This window comes from Micromonospora sp. NPDC049204 (genome assembly GCF_040647935.1).
Classification (GTDB): domain Bacteria; phylum Actinomycetota; class Actinomycetes; order Mycobacteriales; family Micromonosporaceae; genus Micromonospora.
Genome location: NZ_JBEZDC010000022.1, coordinates 22,829 through 45,419 on the forward strand (window position 1 = coordinate 22,829; position 22,591 = coordinate 45,419).

A 22,591-nucleotide genomic window follows, 5' to 3' on the forward strand; every position below is an offset into this window, starting at 1 on the left:
TCGGCGCTCAGCCGCGGGCGGCGCGTTCGAGCACGTCGGCCAGGGCCTTCGGCTCGCTGAGCATCGGCCAGTGCCCGGTGGGCAACTCGAACAGCTGACCGCCGGCCAGACCGGTGAAGAACGGGTGCCCCTCGCCGATCATCTGCCGTACCACACTGAGCGGAAAGGTGCTGGCGACCAGCGCGGTCGGCACCGGACGCCCACCGGTACGGCGTACCGCGTCGGTGGCGGCCGCCAGCGGCTGCGGGGTGGCCCGGGCACGCAGCAGGGCCAGCGTCGGCTCGTCCAGACCGGCCAGGTTGGTGGGGTCGGCGGCCGGGTCCCACGCCGGCGGCGGCAGCAGGTGGCCGGTGCCGATCGCGGCGCGCAGCCGCTGCTGCTCCTCCGGTGGCACCGTGTCGAACTGCGCGACGCCGTCCGGCAACGGCCCACTCTCCACGTAGATCACCCGGGCGATCCGGTCCGGAATGCGGTCCGCCGCCTGGGCGACCGGCATCCCGCCGCCCGAGTGGCCGACCAGCAGCACGTCGCGCAGATCCTCGACCTCGATCAGTCGGACGATGTCGGTGGTGTGCGTCTCCAGGCCGATCTCCGGACCGGCGAGATGGTGGCGTTCGGCCACGCCGGTCAGTGTCATCGGGTGGACCTCGTGCCCCTGCGCGCGCAGCGCCGAGGTCACCTCCCGCCACGCCCAGGCGCCCAACCAGAACCCCGGCACCAGCACGTACGTCGCCATCTGTCGCTCCTTCTCTCGGTTACCGACAGACCGTACGATCGAATCCGGACAGAATCCGCCCGGTTTCGAGGAGTGGTCTGTGTCACATCCCGCCGGCCGGGTGTTGGCCCTGCTGGAGTTGCTCCAGGCCCGGCACCGTGCCACCGCCGCCGAGCTGGCCGGCCGGCTCGGTGTCGACGAGCGGACCGTGCGCCGGTACGCGGCCACCCTCGTCGAGCTGGGCATCCCGGTCACCGCCGACCGGGGCCGCCACGGCGGCTACCGGCTGCACCCCGGCTACAAGCTGCCGCCGCTGATGCTCACCGACGACGAGGCGGTGGCCGTGCTGCTCGGGCTGGTCGTCGCGGAGCGGGTCGGGCTGACCACCGAGCAGCCCGCCACGGCCACGGCGCTCGCGAAGATCCGTCGGGTGCTGCCGGCGGCGCTCGCCGACCGGCTCGCGGCCGTGCAGGAGCACCTCGGCTTCACCCTGCGCCGCCCCGAACCGGAGCTGCGGCCGGCGTCGGGCACCCTGCTCGCGCTGGCCGCGGCGGCCCGGCACCGGCAGCGGGTGGCACTGGACTACCGCTCCTGGCGGGGCGAGCAGTCGCACCGGGAACTCGACCCGTACGGCCTGGTCTTCCACTCCGGCCGCTGGTACGTCACCGGCCACGACCACCGGCGCGGGGAGGTGCGCACGTTCCGACTGGACCGCGTCGGCGCCGTGACGCCGGGCACGGCGACGTTCACCGTCCCGGAGGGCTTCGACCCGGTGGCCCGGGTGACCAGGTCGCTGGCCGGCGTGCCCTACTCGCACGAGGTCGAGGTGCTGCTGGAGACCGATGTGGACACGGCGCGCCGTCGCATCCCGCCCAGCGTGGCCGAGCTGACCGTCACCGCCGAGGGAGTACTGCTGCGGGCCCGGGCGGAGAGCCTGCCCGGCATGGCCGCGCTCCTCGCCGGTCTGGGCTGCCCGTTCACGGTGCGACACCCGGAGGCGCTGCGCGCCGCGGTGGCCGAGCACGCCCGCCTGCTCGCCGACTGGGCGGCCCGGCCAGCAGGTGGGCAGATGCCGTCACCGCGCCGCCCGCTGGACTAGGCTGCCGGCGATGAACGAGGTGACCCGGATTCCGGTCGGCGGCGAGCGGCCGTACGACGTGTTGGTGGGGCGTGACCTGCTGGGCGCGTTGCCGGGCCTGCTGCCCGGCGCGAGTCGGGCGGCGGTGCTGCACGCGCCCCCGCTCAAGGCCCTGGCGGACGCGCTCGGCGAGCGGCTGCGCGCCGCCGGCGTCGAGCCGCTGCCGATCGAGGTGCCCGACGCCGAGTCGGGCAAGCAGATCGACGTGGCGGCCGCCTGCTGGGACCGGCTCGGCGCGGCCGGCTTCACCCGTACCGACGCGGTGGTCGGGGTGGGCGGCGGCGCGGTGACCGATCTGGCCGGCTTCGTCGCGGCCTGCTGGTTGCGCGGAGTGCGCTGGGTGCCGGTGGCGACCTCGCTGCTGGGCATGGTGGACGCCGCGGTGGGCGGCAAGACGGGCATCAACACGGCTGCCGGCAAGAACCTGGTGGGCGCGTTCCATCCGCCGGTCGGTGTGCTGGCCGACCTCGCCACCCTGGACAGCCTGCCCGCGGTCGACCTGGCGGCCGGGCTCGCCGAGGTGGTCAAGTGCGGGTTCATCGCCGATCCGGCGATCCTGGATCTCGTCGAGCGCGACCCGGAGGCGGCCACCGACGCGCGCGGGCCGGTGACGCGGGAGCTGATCGAGCGGGCGATCCGGGTCAAGGCGGACGTGGTCGCCGGTGACCTGCGCGAGTCGGGTGTGCGGGAGGTGCTCAACTACGGGCACACCCTGGCCCACGCGATCGAGCAGAACGAGGGCTACCGCTGGCGGCACGGCCACGCCGTCTCCGTCGGCCTGGTCTACGCGGCCGCGCTGGCCCGGCTCGCCGGCCGGCTGGACGCGCCGACCGCCGACCGGCACCGGGCCACGTTGAGCGCGCTCGGCCTGCCGGTGAGCTACCCGGCCGACGCCTGGCCGCACCTGCTGCCCGCGATGCGGGTGGACAAGAAGGCCCGGGGCAGCCGGCTGCGTTTCGTGGTGCTGGACGGGCTGGCCCGTCCGGCGATGTTGGAGGGCCCGGACGACGTGCTGCTGGAGGCCGCCTACCAGGAGGTGTCCAGCCGGTGAAGGTGTACGTCCTCAACGGGCCGAACCTGGGCCGGTTGGGCACCCGGGAGCCCGAGGTGTACGGCAAGACCACCTACGCCGACCTGGTGGCGCTCTGCGAGGCCACCGGCCGGGAGTTGGGGTTGGACGTGACGGTCCGGCAGACCGACGCCGAGCACGAGCTGCTCGGCTGGCTGCACACCGCCGCCGACGAGGCTGCCGCGGTGGTGCTCAACCCGGCTGCCTGGTCGCACTACTCGTACGCCGTGCGGGACGCGTGCGCGATGCTGCGGGGGCCGTTGGTGGAGGTGCACCTGTCCAACATCCACGCCCGCGAGGAGTTCCGGCACCACTCGGTGGTGTCCGCGGTGGCGACCGGGGTGATCTGCGGCCTCGGCATCGACGGCTATCGCCTCGCTCTGCACCACCTGGCCGGCCGAGGCGCCTGACCACCGGTTTCCCGCCCATTTCCCACCGGCTGCGACAAATTACCGATAGTGAGCGTTATCGGCGTCGCCGAGCGTCACCTGGTGGGCCGCGTCCGGTGCCGGCTGTGCGTACCCTGCTCAGATCCTTTGCTCTGCTTCACCTGGCGCAACAGTGCGGTGAGCTGCGGCTTTGTGAGTTGTGTCGTACCGAGGGCGGCGGTCTGGCCGGCACGGTGGGTGACCGGTGCGGGGGTTGAAGCAGAGCAAAGGGTTCGACGAAAGGAACGGCTGCCAGCTCGAGCGTCACGCTCCGTCACCGATGCGGGCGTCGATGCCCCCTGGTCGGCCCCCGCCCGCGTAGGGTGGTCAGCGGGTCTCGGCGCAGCTAGTAGACTCGTAAGGTCTGTCCGCCAATTGATGATCAAGGCAGGAAATGGCCTCCACCAACGACCTCAAAAACGGCCTGGTACTCAACCTGGACGGCGAGCTCTGGGCTGTCGTCGAGTTCCAGCACGTCAAGCCCGGTAAGGGTGGTGCCTTCGTGCGCACCACGCTGAAGAACGTGCTGTCCGGGAAGGTGGTCGACAAGACCTTCAACGCGGGCACCAAGGTCGAAACCGCGACCGTTGACAAGCGCACGATGCAATACCTGTACGCCGACGGTGAGGACTTCGTCTTCATGGATCTGGAGACGTTCGACCAGATCACCGTGCTCGGCGGCACCGTTGGCGAGGCAGCCAACTACCTGCTGCCCGAGGCGGAGGCGACCGTCGCCCAGCACGAGGGTGTGCCGCTCTACATCGAGCTGCCCACAAGCGTCGTGCTGGAGGTCACCTACACCGAGCCGGGCCTGCAGGGTGACCGTTCGACCGGCGGCACCAAGCCGGCGACCGTGGAGACCGGCGCCACCGTGCCGGTGCCGCTGTTCATCACCACCGGTGAGAAGATCAAGGTCGACACCCGCGACGGCCGTTACCTCGGCCGCGCCTGATGGCTGAGGGTTCCAAGCAGCAGATGCCGGCGCGCCGCAAGGCGCGCAAGCGGGCGCTGGATGTCCTCTACGAGGCCGACCTGCGGGACAAGCCTCCGGTGGAGGTGCTGGCCGGCTACGTGCAGCGGATCGAGCAGCCCCGACCGGAGCACCTCGGCTACGCGGTGGGTCTGGTCGAGGGCGTCGCCGAGCACCTCAACCGGATCGACGAGCTGATCGCCAGCTATGCCGAGGGTTGGACGTTGGAGCGGATGCCGGTCGTCGACCGGAATCTGGCCCGGATCGCCGTCTACGAGTTGCTCTACGTCGACGAGATCGACGACGCGGTCGCGATCAGTGAGGCTGTGGAGCTGGCCCGGCAGATGTCGACCGACGATTCGCCGCGCTTCCTCAACGGGGTGCTCGGCCGGATCGCCGAGTACGCCACCCGCTGAGCGTCGCAGCACCGAACGCCGTGACCGGAAAGGGCCCGTGCCAGATGGCACGGGCCCTTTCGGTACAGCGACAGCTCAGGAGGCGAAGAACGCCCGCGGGTCGGCCACCAGCACACCGTGCTCGGTGAGCCGCTCGATCAGACCCGACGGTGAGGCGTCGTAGACGATCGCGAGGGCCCGCAGGTCGTCGGCGCGGATCGAGAGCACCCGGCCGTTGTAGTCACCACGCTGCTGCTGGATGGCGCGGGCGTAGCGGGCGACGTAGGCCAGGTCCTCGGAGGCCTCGTCGTAGAGCCGCTCCAGGTCCAGGACGATCTTGCTGGTGGGCTCGTGCCGGACACCACTGCCGTCAGGCAGCAGCTCCGAGACGGGGACACGGTAGAACTCGGCCAACTCGGCCAGACGGGACACCGTCACGGCCCGGTCGCCGCGCTCGTACGAGCCGACCACCACGGCCTTCCACCGCCCATTCGACTTCTCCTCCACACCCTGCAGGGACAGACCCTGCTGCTGGCGGATGGAGCGCAGGCGGGCGCCCAGAGACTTGGCGTATTCAGAGGGCATTCGGACACTCCCAGTGCTGCTCGGGGTTCTCCCGTCGATCGCTACGGAGCGTGACGGTACGGGGAATGCGACACCTGGTCAAGTGGTCGTGACCCGACCGTTGGGGAGCGTCCGGGAAGTTGTCCCCGAATCCTGGTCCTGACCCGGTGGTCAGCGGCCGCCGTCCATCGGCCCGGTGACCACTGGTAACGTGGCGCGAAGCCCCGGTCAGGTCCGCTGCGCGGTCCGGCCGGAGGTGCCCGACATCCTTTAACGACCCGTCCCGTGAGGCGGGGAAGGAGGTCCGCCGTGGCGTACCCACCGGCTGCCCGCCCGTCACCACCGCGACAACCCTCGGTGAAGGTGATCCTCGCCAGCGCCGACGTGCAACGCGTGGTCGACCGCATCGCCCACCAGATCCTGGAGAAGACCCAGGGTGCCGCCAACACGGTGCTGCTGGGGATTCCGACCCGGGGGACGCCCCTCGCCCGGCGGCTCGCCGACCGGATCAGCACCTTCGAGGACGTCGCCGTTCCGGTAGGTGTGCTCGACATCACCCTGTACCGCGACGACCTGCGCCGGCAGGCCACGCGCGCGATCGGCCCGACCGAGTTGCCGTCCGGCGGGATCGACGGCAAGCGGGTCATCCTCGTCGACGACGTGCTCTTCTCCGGCCGTACCGTCCGGGCCGCGCTCGACGCGCTCAACGACGTGGGCCGCCCGGCGTCGGTGCAACTCGCCGTCCTGGTCGACCGCGGCCACCGGGAGTTGCCGATCCGCGCCGACTACGTCGGCAAGAACATCCCGACCTCGCTCGCCGAGAGCGTGAAGGTGACGTTCGCCGAGACCGACGGGACCGACGAGGTCAAGCTCTACGGGGGACCCGCCTCATGATCAAGCATCTGCTCTCCGGCGCGGACCTGGACGCCGACACCGCCACCGAGATCCTGGACACCGCCGCCGAGATGGCCACCGTCGCCGGTCGGGAGATCAAGAAACTGCCCGCGCTGCGCGGCCGGACCGTGGTGAACCTCTTCTACGAGGACTCCACCCGCACCCGGATCTCCTTCGAGGCGGCGGCGAAGCGGCTCAGCGCCGACGTGATCAACTTTTCCGCGAAGGGCTCCAGCGTCACCAAGGGCGAGAGCCTGAAGGACACCGCGCTGACCCTGCAGGCCATGGGCGCCGACGCCGTCGTCGTGCGACACCCCGCCTCGGGCGCGCCGCACCGGCTGGCCAACTGGGTCGACGGTTCGGTCGTCAACGCCGGGGACGGCACCCACGAGCACCCGACCCAGGCGCTGCTGGACGCGTACACCATGCGGTCCCGGCTGGGCCGGCTCGCCGGGCTGTCGGTCGCGGTGGTCGGGGACGTGCTGCACTCCCGGGTCGCCCGCTCCAACGTGCTGCTGCTCTCCACCCTCGGCGCGAAGGTCACCCTGGTCGGCCCGCCGACCCTCATCCCGGTCGACATCGCGGGAGCGCTCGCCCCCGCCACCGACGTCTCCTACGACCTTGACTCCGTGCTGCCCAACGTCGACGTGGTGATGATGCTGCGGGTGCAGCGGGAGCGGATGAACGACTCCTACTTCCCCTCCGCGCGCGAGTACGCCCGCCGCTACGGGCTGGACGGCCCACGGATGCGCCGGCTGCCCGAGCACGCGATCGTCATGCATCCCGGCCCGATGAACCGGGGGATGGAGATCACCCCCGAGGTCGCCGACTCACCCCGCTCCACAATCGTCGAACAGGTCACCAACGGTGTCTCCGTGCGGATGGCTGTTCTTTACCTGCTGCTCGGAGGGAACAACCGGTGAGCGCGTACCTGATCACCAGCGTGAGTGTCGTCGGCGGCGCGCCGACCGACCTGCTGATCCGCGACGGTCTGGTCGCCGAGGTCGGCGCCGGTCTGTCCGCGCCGGACGCCACAGTCGTCGACGGCACCGGGCTGGTCGCCCTGCCCGGCCTCGTCGACCTGCACACCCACCTGCGCGAGCCCGGCCGGGAGGACGCCGAGACCGTCGAGTCCGGGTCCCGCGCCGCGGCGATGGGCGGCTACACGGCGGTCTGCGCGATGGCCAACACGTCCCCGGTCGCCGACACCGCGGGCGTGGTCGAGCAGGTCTGGCGACTCGGCCGCGAGGCAGGTCTGGTCGACGTGCAACCGATCGGCGCGGTCACCGTCGGGCTGGCCGGCGAGCGCCTGGCCGAGCTGGGCGCGATGGCGGACTCCGCGGCCCGGGTGCGGATCTTCTCCGACGACGGGCACTGCGTCGCCGACCCGAAGCTGATGCGCCGGGCCCTGGAGTACGTGAAGGCGTTCGACGGGATCATCGCCCAGCACGCCGAGGAGCCCCGGCTCACCGAGGGCGCGCAGATGCACGAGGGTGAGGTCTCCACCCGACTCGGGCTGATCGGCTGGCCGGCGGTCGCCGAGGAGGCGATCATCGCCCGGGACGTGCTGCTCGCCGAGCACGTGGGCAGCCGCCTGCACGTCTGCCACGTCTCCACCGCCGGCAGCGTCGAGGTGCTGCGCCAGGCGAAGGCCCGTGGGGTACGCGTCACCGCCGAGGTCACCCCGCACCACCTGCTGCTCACCGACGAGCGAGCGGAGAGCTACGACCCGGTCTTCAAGGTCAACCCGCCGCTGCGGACGGCCGCGGACATCGCCGCGCTGCGCGCCGCGCTCGCCGACGGTGTGGTCGACGTGATCGCCACCGACCACGCCCCGCACGCCGTGGAGGACAAGGAGTGCGAGTGGGCGTACGCCCGGCCGGGCATGCTCGGTCTGGAGACGGCCCTGTCCATCGCGCTCGACGTGCTCGGCCCCGAGTGGGACCTGATCGCCGAGCGGATGTCGCGTACCCCCGCCCGGATCGCCGGCCTGACCGGGCACGGCGTCGACCCCGCGCCGGGTGTGCCGGCCAACCTGACCCTGATCGACCCGGCCGCCCGCCGCACCATCGAGCCGACGGAGATGGCCAGCCGCAGTCGCAACACCCCGTACGCCCGCATGACGCTGCCGGGTCGCATCGTGGCGACCTTCCTGCGTGGCGAGCCGACGGTCCTGGACGGAAAGGCAGTCAAGTGACCCGTAGACGTTCCGCAATCCTGGTGCTCGAGGACGGGCGCACGTTCCCCGGTGAGGCGTACGGCAGCGTCGGCGAGACCTTCGGCGAGGCGGTCTTCAACACCGGCATGACCGGTTATCAGGAGACCCTGACCGACCCGTCCTACCACCGGCAGGTGGTGGTGCAGACCGCCCCGCACATCGGCAACACCGGCGTCAACGGCGAGGACGACGAGTCCGGCCGGATCTGGGTGGCGGGTTATGTGGTGCGCGACCCGGCCCGGATCGGTTCGAACTGGCGGGCCACCGGCAGCCTGGAGGACCGCCTCGCCACCGAGGGCGTGGTGGGCATCAGCGGGGTGGACACCCGGGCGCTGACCCGGCACCTGCGCGAGCGGGGCGCCATGCGGGTGGGCATCTCCAGCGTCGAGAAGGACCCGCAGAGCCTGCTGGCCCGGGTCCGGCAGTCACCGCAGATGGTCGGCGCGGACCTGTCCGCCGAGGTGAGCACCGCCGAGCCGTACGTCGTCGAGGCCCTCGGCGAGCACCGGTTCACCGTGGCGGCTCTGGACTTGGGCATCAAGCGCAACGTGCCGCGTCGGCTGGCCACCCGTGGGGTGACCACCCACGTGCTGCCGGCGTCGTCGAGCATCGACCAGATGCTCGCCACCGGCGCCGACGCGATCTTCCTGTCGCCCGGCCCGGGCGACCCGGCGACCGCCGACGCCCCGGTGGCGCTGGCCCGGGAGGCGCTGCGGCGGGAGGTGCCGCTGTTCGGCATCTGCTTCGGCAGCCAGATCCTCGGTCGGGCGCTCGGCTTCGGCACCTACAAGCTGGGCTATGGCCACCGGGGGATCAACCAGCCGGTGCTCGACCGGCTGACCGGCAAGGTCGAGGTGACCAGCCACAACCACGGCTTCGCGGTGCAGGTCCCCGGCTCGGGCAACGGCGCGGTCGTCCCCGACCAGGTGATCGACACCGACTTCGGTGGCGTCCGGGTGTCGCACGTCTGCCTCAATGACAACGTGGTCGAGGGGCTGCGGGCCGTGGACCTGCCCGCGTTCACCGTCCAGTACCACCCGGAGGCGGCGGCCGGCCCGCACGACGCTGACTACCTCTTCGACCGATTCGCCGATCTCATCGAGGGGCGCAGCAATGCCTAAGCGGACCGATCTCAAGCACATCCTCGTGATCGGCTCCGGGCCGATCGTCATCGGGCAGGCCTGCGAGTTCGACTACTCCGGCACCCAGGCGTGCCGGGTGCTGCGCAGCGAGGGGATCCGGGTCAGCCTGGTCAACTCCAACCCGGCGACGATCATGACGGACCCGGAGTTCGCCGACGCGACGTACGTCGAGCCGATCACCCCGGAGTTCGTGGAGCTGGTCATCGCCAAGGAACGCCCGGACGCGATCCTGGCGACCCTCGGCGGGCAGACCGCGCTGAACACGGCCGTCGCCCTGCACGAGGCCGGCGTCCTGGAGAAGTACGGCGTCGAGCTGATCGGCGCGAACATCGACGCCATCAACCGGGGCGAGGACCGGCAGCTGTTCAAGGAGATCGTGGCGAAGGCCGGCGTACGGCTGGGTGTCGACGACCCGACCGGGCTGGTGCCCCGCTCCCGGGTCTGCCACACGATGGACGAGGTCGAGGCGACAGTCGCCGAGCTGGGCCTGCCGGTGGTGATCCGGCCGTCGTTCACCATGGGTGGCCTGGGCTCCGGCATGGCGCACACCCCGGACGACCTGGCCCGCATCGCCGGCGACGGCCTGGCCGCCAGCCCGGTGCACGAGGTCCTCATCGAGGAGAGCGTGCTCGGCTGGAAGGAGTACGAGCTCGAGCTGATGCGCGACCGGCACGACAACGTGGTGGTGGTCTGCTCGATCGAGAACATCGACCCGATGGGCGTGCACACCGGCGACAGCGTCACCGTGGCCCCGGCCATGACGCTCACCGACCGGGAGTACCAGCGCCTGCGGGACCTGGGCATCGCGGTGCTGCGCGAGGTCGGGGTGGACACCGGCGGCTGCAACATCCAGTTCGCGGTCAACCCGGTCGACGGCCGGATCGTCGTGATCGAGATGAACCCCCGGGTGTCGCGCTCCTCGGCGCTGGCCTCGAAGGCGACCGGCTTCCCGATCGCGAAGATCGCCGCGAAGCTGGCCATCGGCTACACCCTCGACGAGATCCCCAACGACATCACGTTGAAGACCCCGGCGGCCTTCGAGCCGAGCCTGGACTACGTCGTGGTGAAGATCCCCCGGTTCGCGTTCGAGAAGTTCCCCGGCGCGGACCCGGAGCTGACCACCACGATGAAGTCGGTGGGCGAGGCGATGAGCCTCGGGCGCAACTTCACCGAGGCGCTGAACAAGGCGATGCGCTCGATGGAGACCCGATCATCTGGTTTCTGGACCACTCCAGATCCGGAGGACGCCACCCGCTCCGACACCCTCGCCGCGCTGCGGATCCCGCACGACGGCCGGCTCTACACCGTCGAGCGGGCGCTGCGCCTCGGCGCGTCGATCGCCGAGGTCAGCGAGGCGTCCGGCGGGATCGACCCGTGGTTCCTGGACCAGATCGCCGCGCTGATCGAGCTGCGCGGCGAGATCGTCGACGCGCCGGTACTCGACGCCGACCTGCTGCGCCGGGCCAAGCGGGCCGGCCTGTCCGACCGTCAGCTCGCCGCGCTGCGCCCGGAGCTGGCCGCCGAGGACGGCGTCCGCACCCTGCGGCACCGCCTCGACGTACGCCCGGTCTACAAGACGGTGGACACCTGCGCGGCCGAGTTCGAGGCGACCACGCCGTACCACTACTCGACGTACGACCTGGAGACCGAGGTCGCGCCGTCGGACCGGCCGAAGGTGCTGATCCTGGGCTCCGGCCCGAACCGGATCGGGCAGGGCATCGAGTTCGACTACTCCTGTGTGCACGCGGTGCAGGCGTTGCGGTCGGCCGGTTACGAGACCGTCATGGTCAACTGCAACCCGGAGACGGTCTCCACCGACTACGACACCGCCGACCGGCTCTACTTCGAGCCGCTGACCTTCGAGGACGTGCTGGAGGTCTGGCACGCCGAGGACTCGTCCGGCCGGGCGGCCGGCGGGCCGGGTGTGGTCGGGGTGGTCGTGCAGCTCGGCGGGCAGACCCCGCTGGGCCTGGCGCAGCGGCTCAAGAACGCCGGCGTGCCGATCGTCGGCACCTCCCCGGAGTCGATCCACCTGGCCGAGGAGCGGGGCGCGTTCGGCGCCGTGCTGGCTCGCGCCGGGCTGCGCGCGCCGGCGCACGGCATGGCCACGTCCTACGACGAGGCCAAGACGATCGCCGACGAGATCGGCTACCCGGTGCTGGTCCGGCCGTCGTACGTGCTCGGCGGGCGGGGCATGGAGATCGTCTACGACGACCCGACGCTGCGCGACTACATCGGCCGGGCCACCGACATCTCCCCGGATCACCCGGTGCTGGTGGACCGGTTCCTCGACGATGCCATCGAGATCGACGTGGACGCTCTCTGCGACGCCGACGGCGAGGTCTACATCGGTGGCGTGATGGAGCACATCGAGGAGGCCGGCATCCACTCCGGCGACTCGTCCTGCGCGCTGCCGCCGATCACCCTCGCGGGCTCGCACCTGGCCGAGGTCCGCCGCTACACCGAGGCCATCGCCCGTGGCGTCGGCGTCCGCGGCCTGCTCAACGTGCAGTACGCCCTCAAGGACGACGTGCTCTACGTGCTGGAGGCCAACCCGCGGGCGTCGCGTACCGTGCCGTTCGTCTCGAAGGCGACGGCGGTGCCGCTGGCCAAGGCGGCGGCCCGGATCGCGCTCGGCGCGAGGATCGCCGAGCTGCGCGCCGAGGGCCTGCTCCCGGCGACGGGGGACGGGGGCACGATGCCCGCCGACGCGCCGGTCGCGGTCAAGGAGGCGGTGCTGCCGTTCAAGCGTTTCCGGACCCGCGCGGGCAAGGGGATCGACTCGCTGCTCGGGCCGGAGATGAAGTCGACAGGCGAGGTGATGGGCATCGACACCAACTTCGGGCACGCCTTCGCCAAGAGCCAGTCCGCCGCGTACGGGTCGCTGCCGACCGCCGGGAAGATCTTCGTCTCGGTGGCCAACCGGGACAAGCGCGGCATGATCTTCCCGATCAAGCGGTTGGCCGATCTCGGCTTCGAGATCGTGGCGACCACCGGCACCGCCGAGGTGCTGCGCCGGCACGGCATCGCCTGCGAGCAGGTCCGCAAGCACTACCAGGCTGGCGAGGGCGATGACGCGGTGTCGCTGATCGCCGGCGGCCAGGTGGCGCTGGTCATCAACACGCCGCAGGGTTCGGGTGCCAGCGCCCGCTCCGACGGCTACGAGATCCGCAGCGCGGCCGTTACCGCCGACATCCCCTGCATCACCACGGTCCCCGGCGCGGCGGCGGCGGTCATGGGTATCGAGGCGCGCATCCGCGGCGACATGCAGGTGCGCCCCCTGCAGGATCTGCACGCCATCCTGCGGGCCGCCCAGTGACCCTGTTCGAGCAGGCGGTACGGCCCTGGTTGTTCCGGATCGGGGGTGGAGACGCCGAGGCGGCGCACGAGTGGACCCTGCGGCGGTTGGCGGCCCTGTCGCGGCGGCCGGCCGCGCTCGCCGCGCTGCGAACCCGCTACGCGGTCGACGCGCCGCGCACGGTGTTCGGGGTGCGTTTCCCCAACCCGGTCGGGTTGGCCGCGGGGATGGACAAGGACGGCGCGGCGCTGCCGGCCTGGCCGGCCCTCGGCTTCGGGTTCGTCGAGGTCGGCACGGTCACGGCGCACGCCCAGCCGGGCAACCCACGGCCGCGGCTGTTCCGTTTGCCGGCCAGCGAGGCCGTGGTCAACCGGATGGGCTTCAACAACGCCGGGGCCGCGGCGTTGGCGGCCCGGCTGACGGCGCTCACCCGCCCGCTCGGGGTGCCGCTGGGCATCTCGTTGGGCAAGTCCAAGGTGACCCCACTGGACGAGGCGGTCGAGGACTATCTCGCCTCGTACCGGGCGCTGCGCGGGCACGGCGACTACTTCGCGGTGAACGTGTCCTCACCGAACACTCCGGGCCTGCGGTCGTTGCAGGACCGCGCCCACCTGGACGCGCTGCTCGGCGCGCTGGTGGGGGAGAAGCCGGTGCTGGTCAAGATCGCGCCCGACCTGACCGAGGCGGCGATCGCCGAGTTGCTGGAGGTCTGTCTGGACCGTGGCGCCGCCGGGGTGATCGCCACCAACACCACGCTGTCCCGGACCGGGCTCGCCACGGTGGACGCCGAGCGCGGCGCCCAGGCCGGTGGTCTCTCCGGCCGGCCCCTCACCGGACGGGCTCGGGAGGTGGTCGACTTCGTCCACCGGGAGACCGGTGGTCGGCTGCCGATCATCGGCGTCGGCGGGGTGCTGGACCCGGACGACGCGGCGCGGATGTTCGACGCCGGCGCCGCCCTGGTGCAGCTCTACACCGGCTTCATCTACCGCGGTCCGGCCCTGGTCCGCGCCGCCGCCCGCGCGACTGCCGCGCCCGTGGCACCGGACGCGGTCGCCGGCCGGTGACCGCGCCGGCCCGGTGCTCGCCCGGCCTCGCGTCGGGCCGGCCCGCGCCGGCTCGCCGCCGAACCGGCCGCGCGCCCGGGAGGCGATCCTCGCTGCTGGCCCTCTGCTCTGCGTCAACCCGCGCGACGGCCGACGTCCGCTCTCCGGACACCGGGTGTCGCGTCCGGTGAAGCAGAGCAGAGGGCGCGGGGATGACTCTCGGCTGTGGGACGCCCGGCTTGTCCGTGTCTGGAAGGAGAACGTGTGACACCCGAGGAGATCCTGGCCTTCGACCGGGCGCACGTCTGGCATCCGTACGCCGCGCTGCCCCCGACGAACCCGCCGTACGTGGTGGAGAGCGCCGAGGGGGTGCGGCTGCGGCTCGCCGACGGGCGGGAGCTGGTGGACGGGATGTCGTCCTGGTGGGCGGCGATCCACGGCTACCGGCACCCGGTGCTGGACGCGGCGGTGACCGACCAGCTCGGCCGGATGAGCCACGTGATGTTCGGCGGGCTCACCCACGAGCCCGCCGTACGGCTCGCCCGGACCCTGGTCGAGCTGACCCCGGACGGCCTGGAGCACGTGTTCCTGGCCGACTCCGGCTCGGTGAGCGTCGAGGTGGCCGTGAAGATGTGCCTGCAGTACCAGCGGGCCGTCGGCCGACCGCAGCGGCGCCGGTTGGCGACCTGGCGGGGTGGCTACCACGGCGACACGTTCCACCCGATGAGCGTCTGTGACCCGGAGGGCGGCATGCACCACCTCTGGGGCGACGTGCTGCCCCGGCAGGTGTTCGCCCCGGTCCCGCCCGGCGGCTTCGACGACCCGCCCGACGACGCGTACGTGGCGGCGTTGGTGGAGACCGTCGAGCGGCACGCCGACGAACTGGCCGCGGTGATCGTCGAGCCCGTCGTCCAGGGCGCCGGCGGGATGCGGTTCCACCATCCGGGCTACCTGCGGGTGCTGCGCGAGGTGACCCGGGCGCACGGGGTGCTGCTGATCTTCGACGAGATCGCCACCGGGTTCGGTCGTACCGGTGCGATGTTCGCCGCCGAGCACGCCGGGGTGACGCCGGACGTGCTGTGCCTGGGCAAGGCGCTCACCGGGGGCTACCTGACGTTGGCGGCGACGCTCTGCACCCCGGAGGTCGCCCGGGGCATCTCCGCCGCCGGCGTCCTCGCGCACGGACCCACGTTCATGGGCAACCCGTTGGCCTGCGCGGTGGCCAACGCCTCCATCGGGCTGCTGCGGGCCGGGGACTGGTCGGCCCAGGTGGCCAGGGTCGGCGCCGGCCTGCGCGCCGGCCTGGAGCCCCTGCGGGGTGCGCCCGGCGTGGCCGACGTGCGGGTGCTCGGCGCGATCGGGGTGGTCCAACTCGACCACGAGGTCGACCTCGGTGCGGCCACCGTGGCCGCCGCGGATCAGGGGGTGTGGCTGCGCCCGTTCCGCGACCTCGTCTACACGATGCCGCCGTACGTCACCGACGACGCCGACCTGGCCCGGATCACGGCCGGGGTGGCGGCGGCGGTGGCGGCCGGCTGAACCGCCGTCGTCAACGCACACCCGGGAGGCGGTCCGCCGCCCGGCAGGAGAGAGGGAGTACCGGATGGAGAGCTTCGGAACCCGGCTGCACCGGGCGATCGGCGAGCGGGGGCCACTCTGTGTGGGCATCGACCCGCATCCGGGTCTGCTGGCCGGTTGGGGCCTCCCGGACGACGTCTCGGGACTGGATCGGTTCGCGCGGACCGTCGTCGAGGCGCTCGGTGACCGGGTTGCGGTGGTGAAGCCTCAGTCGGCCTTTTTCGAGCGATTCGGATCCCGCGGAGTGGAGATTCTTGAGTCAACTATCCGACAGTTACGGGATGCCGGCTCGCTCGTTCTCCTCGACGTGAAGCGCGGCGACATCGGCTCGACGATGCGCGCGTACGCCTCCGCGTACCTCGATCCATCCAGCCCGATGTATGTCGACGCGGTCACCGCGAGCCCCTACCTCGGAGTCGGTTCGTTGGCGCCGATGTTCGAGTTGGCCGCCGAGCACGGCGGCGGCGTGTTCGTGCTGGCCCTCACCTCCAACCCCGAGGGCGCGGCCGTGCAGCAGGCCCGCACGGCCGACGGCCGCACCGTGGCGCAAACCGTGATCGACGAGATTTCCCAGCTCAACGAGGGTGCGACTCCGCTCGGGAGCTTCGGTCTGGTGGTCGGGGCGACCATCGGTGACACCGGTCACGACCTCTCCGGCGTGGGGGGTCCACTGCTCGCTCCGGGGCTCGGCGCGCAGGGTGCCGGTGCCGCCGATCTGCGTACCGTCTTCGGTTCGAGCCTCGCCTCGGTGCTCCCGTCGTACTCCCGGGAGGTGCTCTCCGCCGGCCCCGATGTCGACGCCCTGCGGGCCGCCGCGGACCGCGTGTTGGCCGACTGCCGGGCCGTCCTGCCTGCCCGGTGACTGACTGACGGGTCGGTCACCTTACGGTGATCATGCGGCCCCCACGTTGCCGAAAGCTCCGTTGGCCGCTAGTTTTCCCCGCGCTGGGAACCATGGACCCCTTGGTTCACAGCGACACCACGTTTCACAGATGCGGCGGTGCGCCCCGCCCGCCGCGATAGGGACCTGAGGAGAACTGGTGCCGCTCCCGTCACTGACCCCCGAACAACGCGCTGCCGCGCTCGAGAAGGCCGCGGAGATCCGCAAGGCCCGTGCTCAGCTGAAGGAGCAGCTCAAGCAGGGCAAGACCACTCTTGGTGCCGTCCTCGAGCGCGCCGAGAGCGACGACGTCGTCGGCAAGCTCAAGGTTTCGGCCGTCCTGCAGGCCATGCCGGGTATCGGCAAGATCCGGGCCACCCAGATCATGGAGAAGCTCAAGATCGCGGACAGCCGTCGCCTGCGTGGCCTCGGCGAGCAGCAGCGCAAGGCACTGCTTGGAGAGTTCGCCGCCAACTGAACCTGGCAGCGTGTAGAAACAAGCAGTGAGCACGGATGACGAGGCGCGCCCGGCTGCTCGGCTCACTGTCCTGGCTGGACCTTCGGGTTCCGGCAGGGAGAGTGTCGTCGAGCTGGTCCGGGCGCGTTCTCCGTCCGTGTGGATCCCGGTGCCGGCCACGACCAGGCCGCGCCGGGAGGCGGAGATCGACGGGGACGACCGCGTTTTCCTCGCCCCCGCCGAGTTCGATCGCCGGCTCGCCGCGGGCGAGCTGTTGGAGTGGTCCCGGATCGGCGCATACCGCCGGGGCACGCCGTACCCACCGCTGCGCGCCCGGCTCGACGCCGGGCAGCCGGTGTTGCTCCCGCTCGACCTGCCCGGCGCGGCGGTGGTGCGGGCCCGCCGGCCCGATGCGCGGCTGGTGCTGCTGGGCCCACCGGGGTACGAACCCGACCCCACCGTGGCGGCCGCCTTCACGCACACGCTGACCCACGACCGCACCGAGCGGGTGGTCGACGAGCTGGTAGGCTTACTCGGTTCTTCTTATCCGGATCCGGCCTGGTCGCGCGTGCGCGGCTGACCGCCGGCCGCCGTTGAGACTCAACACCGCGTGCGCGCGGCTCGAAAGACGCAGAGGTCAAATTCGTGGGATCCATCGCCAACCCCGAAGGCATCACCAACCCGCCGATCGACGAGCTCCTCGAGAAGACGACGTCGAAGTACGCGCTCGTCATCTTCGCCGCCAAGCGCGCGCGCCAGGTCAACGCCTACTACAGCCAGCTCGGCGAGGGCCTGCTGGAGTACGTCGGCCCGCTCGTCGAGACCACCCCGCAGGAGAAGCCCCTCTCCATCGCCATGCGCGAGATCAACTCGGGCCTGCTCACCGCCGAGCCGACCGACCAGCCGTAAGCACTCGCCGGCCGATGTCCGCCTCGATCGTCCTCGGGGTCGGCGGCGGCATCGCCGCCTACAAGGCGTGTGAGCTGCTGCGACTCTTCACCGAATCAGGTCACCGGGTCCGGGTCGTGCCGACCGCGTCGGCGCTCCGGTTCGTCGGGGCGCCGACTTGGGCGGCACTCTCCGGCCAGCCGGTCGCCGACGACGTCTGGACCGACGTGCACGAGGTGCCGCACGTCCGGCTCGGTCAGCAGGCCGACCTGGTGGTGGTCGCACCGACCACCACCGACCTGCTCGCCAAGGCCGCGCACGGGCTCGCCGACGACCTGCTGACCAACACCCTGCTGACCGCCCGCTGTCCGGTGCTGCTGGCCCCGGCCATGCACACCGAGATGTGGGAGCACCCGGCCACCGTGGCCAACGTCGCCACGCTGCGCTCCCGGGGGGTCCGGGTCATCGAACCGGCAGTCGGGCGGCTCACCGGCGTCGACACTGGCAAGGGTCGGCTGCCCGACCCGGCGGAGATCTTCGCCGTCGCCCGTCGGGTCCTGGCCCGAGGTGCCTCCGCCCCCGCCGACCTGGCCGGCCGCCGGCTGGTCGTCACCGCCGGTGGCACCCGGGAGCCGCTGGACCCGGTCCGCTTCCTGGGCAACCGCTCCTCCGGCAAACAGGGGTACGCGTTCGCCCGCGCGGCGGTCGCCCGAGGCGCCCGGGTCACCCTGATCGCGGCCAACGTCTCCCTCGCCGACCCCGCCGGCGTCGACCTGATCCGGGTCGGCACCACCGCCGAGTTGCGGGAGGCGACGTTGAAGGCCGCCGTCGAGGCCGACGCGGTGGTGATGGCGGCGGCTCCGGCCGATTTCCGGCCGGCGGCCTACGCGCCTGGCAAAATCAAGAAGTCGGACGACGGTGTCGCGCCCACCATCGAGCTCGTCACGAACCCGGACATCGCGGCGGAGCTCGGCCAGCGCAAACGAGCGGAGCAGCTGCTTGTGGTGTTCGCCGCCGAGACCGGCGACGCCGAGGCCAACGGCCGAGCGAAACTCGCTCGGAAGCGGGCCGACCTGATCGTCGTCAACGAGGTCGGTCCCGACCTGGTCTTCGGCGCCGACACCAACACGGTGACGGTCATCGGCGCGGACGGCTCGGTCAGCCGGCTGCCCGAGCAGGCCAAGGAAGCCGTGGCCGACACCGTCTGGGATCTCGTCGTGGCGCGGCTGCCGGTCCGCTCCTGACGGGTGGAACGGAGCGCGACCGGTCCCTGCACCGGCCGCAGTGGTGATTAGACTGCCGCGGAACGACCTCACACGCTTAGGAGTGCCGTGACACGCCGCCTCTTCACGTCCGAATCGGTCACGGAAGGCCACCCGGACAAGATCGCCGACCAGATCAGCGATGGCATCCTCGACGCGTTGCTGACCGAGGATCCGCACAGTCGGGTCGCGGTGGAGACCATGATCACCACTGGCCAGGTGCACATCGCCGGTGAGGTGACCACCAAGGCGTACGCGGACATCCCGACGATCGTCCGCCGCACCATCCTCGACATCGGCTACGACTCGTCGAAGAAGGGCTTCGACGGCGCGTCCTGCGGCGTCAGCGTCTCCATCGGCGCGCAGTCCGAGGACATCGCACAGGGCGTGGACAACGCCTTCGAGCTGCGGACCGGGGCGTCGGAGAGCGCGCTGGACGCGCAGGGCGCCGGCGACCAGGGCATGATGTTCGGCTTCGCCTGCTCGGAGACGCCCGAGCTGATGCCGTTGCCGATCGCCCTCGCCCACCGGCTGGCCCGCCGCCTGGCCGCCGTGCGCAAGGAGGGCACGATCCCCTACCTGCGGCCGGACGGCAAGACCCAGGTGACCATCGAGTACGAGGGGCTGCGCCCGGTCCGGCTGAACACCGTGGTCGTGTCCAGCCAGCACGCCGCGGACATCTCGCTGGACTCGCTGCTCACTCCCGACGTGCGTGACCACGTGATCGCTCCGGAGTTGGAGAGCCTCGGCCTGGACACCGACGGCTACCGGCTTCTGGTCAACCCGACCGGCCGGTTCGAGATCGGCGGCCCGATGGGCGACGCCGGCCTGACCGGCCGCAAGATCATCGTTGACACGTACGGCGGGTACGCCCGCCACGGCGGCGGCGCGTTCTCCGGCAAGGACCCGTCCAAGGTGGACCGCTCCGCCGCGTACGCCATGCGCTGGGTCGCCAAGAACGTGGTCGCCGCCGGTCTGGCCGAGCGGTGCGAGGCGCAGGTCGCCTACGCCATCGGCAAGGCCCACCCGGTGAGCCTGTTCATCGAGACGTTCGGCACCGAGACCGTGCCGGTCGCGTCGATCGAGAAGGCCGTCACCGAGGTGTTCGACCTGCGTCCGGCCGCGATCATCCGGGACCTCAACCTGCTCCGCCCGATCTACCAGCAGACCGCCGCGTACGGCCACTTCGGCCGGGAGCTGCCGGACCTCACCTGGGAGAGCACCGACCGGGCCGCCGACCTCAAGTCGGCCGCGGGAGCCTGACCGCCACCAAGCGCAGCGACCGGCGACCCGCGGACGGGTCGCCGGTCGCGCGCGTCTGCGTGGACGTCGGCCTGGCGCACCTGGACCGGCCGTTCGACTACCTGGTGCCGGCGGAGCTGGACGAGGTGGCGGTGCCCGGTACCCGGGTGAAGGTGCGCTTCGCCGGGCAACTCGTCGACGGGTGGCTGCTGTCGCGCGCCGACGACTCCGGGCACACCGGCCGCCTCGCGTACCTGGAGAAGGTCGTCTCGCCGGAGCCGGTGCTGGCGCCCGAGATCGCCCGGCTGGCCCGCGCGGTCGCCGACCGGTACGCGGGCAGCCTCGCCGACGTGCTCCGGCTCGCCGTCCCACCCCGGCACGCCCGGGTCGAGAAGGAGCCCCGCGACGACGGCACGTCCGTTCCACCGGACGCCGACACCCTCGACCCGCCCGCCGCCGAACCCTCGACCGCGCGGCCGGGGCACACCGCGTCCGCGACCGTGCGGCCCGAGACCGTCGACCCGACGGCCGTAGACCCGACGGCCGTAGACCCGACGGCCGTAGACCCGACGGCCGTAGACCCGACGGCCGTAGACCCGACGGCCGTAGACCCGACGGCCGTCGACCCGGCGGCCGACCCGGTCGACCCGCGCGGGTGGCGGGACTACCCGACGGGTCCGGCGCTGCTGCGGGCGCTCACCGATGGCCGGGCGCCCCGCGCGGTCTGGTCGGCGTTGCCCGGCGAGGACTGGGCGGCCCGCTACGCCGACGCGGTGGCCGCCACCGTCGCCGGCGGGCGTGGCGCGGTGGTGGTGGTGCCCGACGCCCGCGACCTCGACCGGCTGGACGCCGCGCTCACCGGCGTGCTCGGCCCGGGGCGGCACGTCTGCCTCTCCGCCGCCCTCGGTCCGGCCCGGCGCTACCGGGCGTTCCTCGCCGCCCGTCGCGGGCAGGTGCCGGTGGTGATCGGCACCCGGGCGGCGATGTTCGCCCCGGTGGACCGGCTCGGCCTGGTCGCCATCTGGGACGACGGTGACGACCTGCACTCCGAGCCCCGGTCGCCGTATCCGCACGCCCGCGACGTGCTGCTCACCCGCGTCCAGCTCGCCGAGGCCGGCGCGCTGGTCGGCGGGTACGCCCGCACCGCCGAGGCGCAGTTGCTGCTGGAGACCGGCTGGGCGCGGGAGGTGGTCGCCGACCGGGCCACCGTGCGGGCCCGGATTCCGGCCATCGCGCCGACCGGCGACGACCCGCAACTGGCCCGCGACCCGGGGGCCGCCACCGCCCGACTGCCCAGCCTGGCCTGGACGGCCGCCCGCGACGCTCTCCGGCAGGACCTGCCGGTGCTGGTGCAGGTGCCCCGTCGCGGCTACCTGCCGTCGATCTCCTGCGCCGAGTGCCGCACCCCGGCCCGGTGCGAGCACTGCTCCGGGCCGCTCGCGCTGCCCTCGGCCGGTGGCACCCCGGCCTGCCGGTGGTGCGCCCGGGTGGCTGCCGCGTACGCCTGCCCGCAGTGCGGTGGGCGGCGGCTGCGGGCCGCGGTGACCGGCGCCCGGCGGACCGCCGAGGAACTGGGTCGGGCGTTCCCCGGCGTGCCGGTGCGCACCTCGGGGCGCGAGGAGGTGCTGACCGACGTGCCCGGCGGCGCCGCCCTCGTGGTGACCACGCCCGGCGCCGAGCCGGTCGCTGCGGGCGGCTACGGAGCGGTGCTGCTGCTCGACTCGTGGGCTTTGCTGACCCGGGCCGACCTGCGCGCCGGTGAGGAGGCGTTGCGTCGCTGGCTGGCGGCGGCGGCCCTGGCCCGCCCGGCACCCGCGGGCCGGGTGGTGGTGGTCGCCGACGGTGCGCTCGCCCCGGTGCAGGCGCTGTTGCGCTGGGACGCCGCCTGGTTCGCCGGCCGGGAGTTGGCCGAGCGTCGGGAGTTGGGCTTCCCACCGGCCGTCCGGATGGCGAGCGTCACCGGCGCGGCCGAGGCGGTGGCCGACCTGCTCGCCGCGGCCCGGCTGCCCGACGACGCCGAGGTGCTCGGGCCGGTGCCGGCCGAGGAGGGCCGGGAGCGGATGCTGGTCCGGGTGCCCCGGGCGCGGGCTGCGGCGCTCGCCGAGGCGCTGCACTCGGCCGCGGGTGTGCGCGCCGCCCGCAAGGCCGCCGATCCGGTTCGTCTCCAGGTCGACCCGCTGAGCCTGTTCTGAGCGGTTTCGGGGGGGCGTCGGCGGGCGACGGGCCCGGCCCGCGCGGTTGGTCCTCGCACACCGCGTCCGACAGGGCGGTGGCGGCGGAGTGGTAGCATCGCCCGTCATGCCAAGGCGTACGACGGCTCCAGGTTGCGACGGAGCGTCACAGGCGCCGTGCTGGGGGCCGCCGCAGGATGGCGCGACGATGGCGGGAACGCGTCGGTCGGACGCGATGT

At 72.4% G+C, this 22,591-nt stretch carries 21 protein-coding genes; 19 read left to right on the forward strand and 2 right to left on the reverse strand.

All coding sequences use genetic code 11. The annotated features are described in order from the left end of the window. Window positions 1-7: 7 nt before the first annotated feature. Window positions 8-736 carry an alpha/beta hydrolase gene (locus AB0A90_RS31105; RefSeq protein WP_357254819.1) on the reverse strand — a complete coding sequence of 243 codons (729 nt, stop codon included), beginning with the start codon at window positions 734-736 and terminating at the stop codon, window positions 8-10. Window positions 737-815: 79 nt separating this feature from the next. On the opposite strand from AB0A90_RS31105, the gene AB0A90_RS31110 reads away from it, so the two are divergent. The 5 genes from AB0A90_RS31110 to nusB all read left to right on the forward strand — a co-directional run bounded on the left by AB0A90_RS31110 (window position 816) and on the right by nusB (window position 4,736). Beyond that, window positions 816-1,814, forward strand: coding sequence for a YafY family protein (locus AB0A90_RS31110; RefSeq protein ID WP_357254821.1), 999 nt, complete (start codon window positions 816-818; stop codon window positions 1,812-1,814). A gap of 10 nt (window positions 1,815-1,824) precedes the next feature. Continuing rightward, window positions 1,825-2,904, forward strand: a complete 1,080-nt coding sequence (aroB, locus tag AB0A90_RS31115; protein ID WP_357254822.1) for a 3-dehydroquinate synthase — start codon at window positions 1,825-1,827, stop codon at window positions 2,902-2,904. Then, window positions 2,901-3,332: a type II 3-dehydroquinate dehydratase gene (gene aroQ, locus AB0A90_RS31120; protein WP_357254824.1), complete on the forward strand. Its 432-nt coding sequence runs from the start codon at window positions 2,901-2,903 to the stop codon at window positions 3,330-3,332. The genes aroB and aroQ overlap by 4 nt, the downstream gene beginning before the upstream one ends. A gap of 412 nt (window positions 3,333-3,744) precedes the next feature. Then, window positions 3,745-4,302: an elongation factor P gene (gene efp / locus AB0A90_RS31125; RefSeq protein ID WP_210793018.1), complete on the forward strand. Its 558-nt coding sequence runs from the start codon at window positions 3,745-3,747 to the stop codon at window positions 4,300-4,302. Window positions 4,303-4,325: 23 nt separating this feature from the next. Further along, entirely contained in the window at window positions 4,326-4,736 is a 411-nt protein-coding gene (gene nusB / locus AB0A90_RS31130) for a transcription antitermination factor NusB (RefSeq protein WP_184188983.1), read from the forward strand. Between the two features lie 75 nt (window positions 4,737-4,811). On the opposite strand, the gene AB0A90_RS31135 is transcribed toward nusB, so the two are convergent. After that, window positions 4,812-5,300: a transcriptional regulator gene (locus AB0A90_RS31135; RefSeq protein ID WP_007458348.1), complete on the reverse strand. Its 489-nt coding sequence runs from the start codon at window positions 5,298-5,300 to the stop codon at window positions 4,812-4,814. 288 nt (window positions 5,301-5,588) lie between these two features. Here AB0A90_RS31135 and pyrR point away from each other — a divergent pair, with 288 nt between their 5' ends. The 14 genes from pyrR to AB0A90_RS31205 all read left to right on the forward strand — a co-directional run bounded on the left by pyrR (window position 5,589) and on the right by AB0A90_RS31205 (window position 22,373). Continuing rightward, window positions 5,589-6,173, forward strand: coding sequence for a bifunctional pyr operon transcriptional regulator/uracil phosphoribosyltransferase PyrR (gene pyrR / locus AB0A90_RS31140; protein WP_357254825.1), 585 nt, complete (start codon window positions 5,589-5,591; stop codon window positions 6,171-6,173). Continuing rightward, window positions 6,170-7,096: an aspartate carbamoyltransferase catalytic subunit gene (locus AB0A90_RS31145; RefSeq protein WP_357254827.1), complete on the forward strand. Its 927-nt coding sequence runs from the start codon at window positions 6,170-6,172 to the stop codon at window positions 7,094-7,096. The genes pyrR and AB0A90_RS31145 overlap by 4 nt, the downstream gene beginning before the upstream one ends. Next, window positions 7,093-8,370, forward strand: coding sequence for a dihydroorotase (locus AB0A90_RS31150; protein ID WP_357254828.1), 1,278 nt, complete (start codon window positions 7,093-7,095; stop codon window positions 8,368-8,370). The genes AB0A90_RS31145 and AB0A90_RS31150 overlap by 4 nt, the downstream gene beginning before the upstream one ends. Beyond that, the gene (gene carA, locus AB0A90_RS31155; protein ID WP_357254830.1) at window positions 8,367-9,512 is read left to right on the forward strand and encodes a glutamine-hydrolyzing carbamoyl-phosphate synthase small subunit; all 1,146 of its coding nucleotides are present in this window, start codon (window positions 8,367-8,369) and stop codon (window positions 9,510-9,512) included. Before AB0A90_RS31150 ends, carA begins: the two co-directional genes overlap by 4 nt. Beyond that, window positions 9,505-12,852 carry a carbamoyl-phosphate synthase large subunit gene (gene carB, locus AB0A90_RS31160; protein WP_357254832.1) on the forward strand — a complete coding sequence of 1,116 codons (3,348 nt, stop codon included), beginning with the start codon at window positions 9,505-9,507 and terminating at the stop codon, window positions 12,850-12,852. Before carA ends, carB begins: the two co-directional genes overlap by 8 nt. Further along, on the forward strand, window positions 12,849-13,895 hold the full coding sequence (locus AB0A90_RS31165; protein ID WP_357254834.1) for a quinone-dependent dihydroorotate dehydrogenase: 1,047 nt from the start codon (window positions 12,849-12,851) through the stop codon (window positions 13,893-13,895). The genes carB and AB0A90_RS31165 overlap by 4 nt, the downstream gene beginning before the upstream one ends. 243 nt (window positions 13,896-14,138) lie before the next feature. Then, window positions 14,139-15,413: an adenosylmethionine--8-amino-7-oxononanoate transaminase gene (locus tag AB0A90_RS31170; RefSeq protein WP_357254836.1), complete on the forward strand. Its 1,275-nt coding sequence runs from the start codon at window positions 14,139-14,141 to the stop codon at window positions 15,411-15,413. Window positions 15,414-15,477: 64 nt separating this feature from the next. Continuing rightward, a complete protein-coding gene (gene pyrF, locus AB0A90_RS31175; protein WP_357254837.1) occupies window positions 15,478-16,314 on the forward strand; it encodes an orotidine-5'-phosphate decarboxylase in 837 nt (278 codons plus the stop codon). 178 nt (window positions 16,315-16,492) lie between these two features. After that, window positions 16,493-16,810, forward strand: coding sequence for an integration host factor, actinobacterial type (gene mihF / locus AB0A90_RS31180; RefSeq protein WP_030335662.1), 318 nt, complete (start codon window positions 16,493-16,495; stop codon window positions 16,808-16,810). A gap of 25 nt (window positions 16,811-16,835) precedes the next feature. Further along, window positions 16,836-17,369 (forward strand): guanylate kinase, encoded by a 534-nt coding sequence (locus tag AB0A90_RS31185; protein ID WP_357254839.1) that lies wholly within the window; start codon window positions 16,836-16,838, stop codon window positions 17,367-17,369. A 65-nt stretch (window positions 17,370-17,434) separates the two neighbouring features. Continuing rightward, window positions 17,435-17,698 carry a DNA-directed RNA polymerase subunit omega gene (gene rpoZ, locus AB0A90_RS31190; RefSeq protein WP_030335666.1) on the forward strand — a complete coding sequence of 88 codons (264 nt, stop codon included), beginning with the start codon at window positions 17,435-17,437 and terminating at the stop codon, window positions 17,696-17,698. Window positions 17,699-17,712: 14 nt separating this feature from the next. Continuing rightward, window positions 17,713-18,921 carry a bifunctional phosphopantothenoylcysteine decarboxylase/phosphopantothenate--cysteine ligase CoaBC gene (gene coaBC / locus AB0A90_RS31195; RefSeq protein ID WP_357254841.1) on the forward strand — a complete coding sequence of 403 codons (1,209 nt, stop codon included), beginning with the start codon at window positions 17,713-17,715 and terminating at the stop codon, window positions 18,919-18,921. An 87-nt stretch (window positions 18,922-19,008) separates the two neighbouring features. Next, window positions 19,009-20,202, forward strand: coding sequence for a methionine adenosyltransferase (metK, locus tag AB0A90_RS31200; protein ID WP_357254843.1), 1,194 nt, complete (start codon window positions 19,009-19,011; stop codon window positions 20,200-20,202). Between the two features lie 59 nt (window positions 20,203-20,261). Further along, the gene (locus AB0A90_RS31205; protein ID WP_357254845.1) at window positions 20,262-22,373 is read left to right on the forward strand and encodes a primosome assembly protein PriA; all 2,112 of its coding nucleotides are present in this window, start codon (window positions 20,262-20,264) and stop codon (window positions 22,371-22,373) included. Window positions 22,374-22,591 lie beyond the last annotated feature (218 nt).

What these genes read in the sequence shown, in the direction of transcription:
- AB0A90_RS31105 (WP_357254819.1), bottom strand. Translation starts at nt 736, where the DNA reads ATGGCGACGTACGTGCTGGTGCCGGGGTTCTGGTTGGGCGCCTGGGCG.
- aroB (WP_357254822.1), top strand. Translation starts at nt 1,825, where the DNA reads ATGAACGAGGTGACCCGGATTCCGGTCGGCGGCGAGCGGCCGTACGAC.
- efp (WP_210793018.1), top strand. Translation starts at nt 3,745, where the DNA reads ATGGCCTCCACCAACGACCTCAAAAACGGCCTGGTACTCAACCTGGAC.
- nusB (WP_184188983.1), top strand. Translation starts at nt 4,326, where the DNA reads ATGCCGGCGCGCCGCAAGGCGCGCAAGCGGGCGCTGGATGTCCTCTAC.
- AB0A90_RS31135 (WP_007458348.1), bottom strand. Translation starts at nt 5,300, where the DNA reads ATGCCCTCTGAATACGCCAAGTCTCTGGGCGCCCGCCTGCGCTCCATC.
- AB0A90_RS31145 (WP_357254827.1), top strand. Translation starts at nt 6,170, where the DNA reads ATGATCAAGCATCTGCTCTCCGGCGCGGACCTGGACGCCGACACCGCC.
- carB (WP_357254832.1), top strand. Translation starts at nt 9,505, where the DNA reads ATGCCTAAGCGGACCGATCTCAAGCACATCCTCGTGATCGGCTCCGGG.
- pyrF (WP_357254837.1), top strand. Translation starts at nt 15,478, where the DNA reads ATGGAGAGCTTCGGAACCCGGCTGCACCGGGCGATCGGCGAGCGGGGG.
- coaBC (WP_357254841.1), top strand. Translation starts at nt 17,713, where the DNA reads ATGTCCGCCTCGATCGTCCTCGGGGTCGGCGGCGGCATCGCCGCCTAC.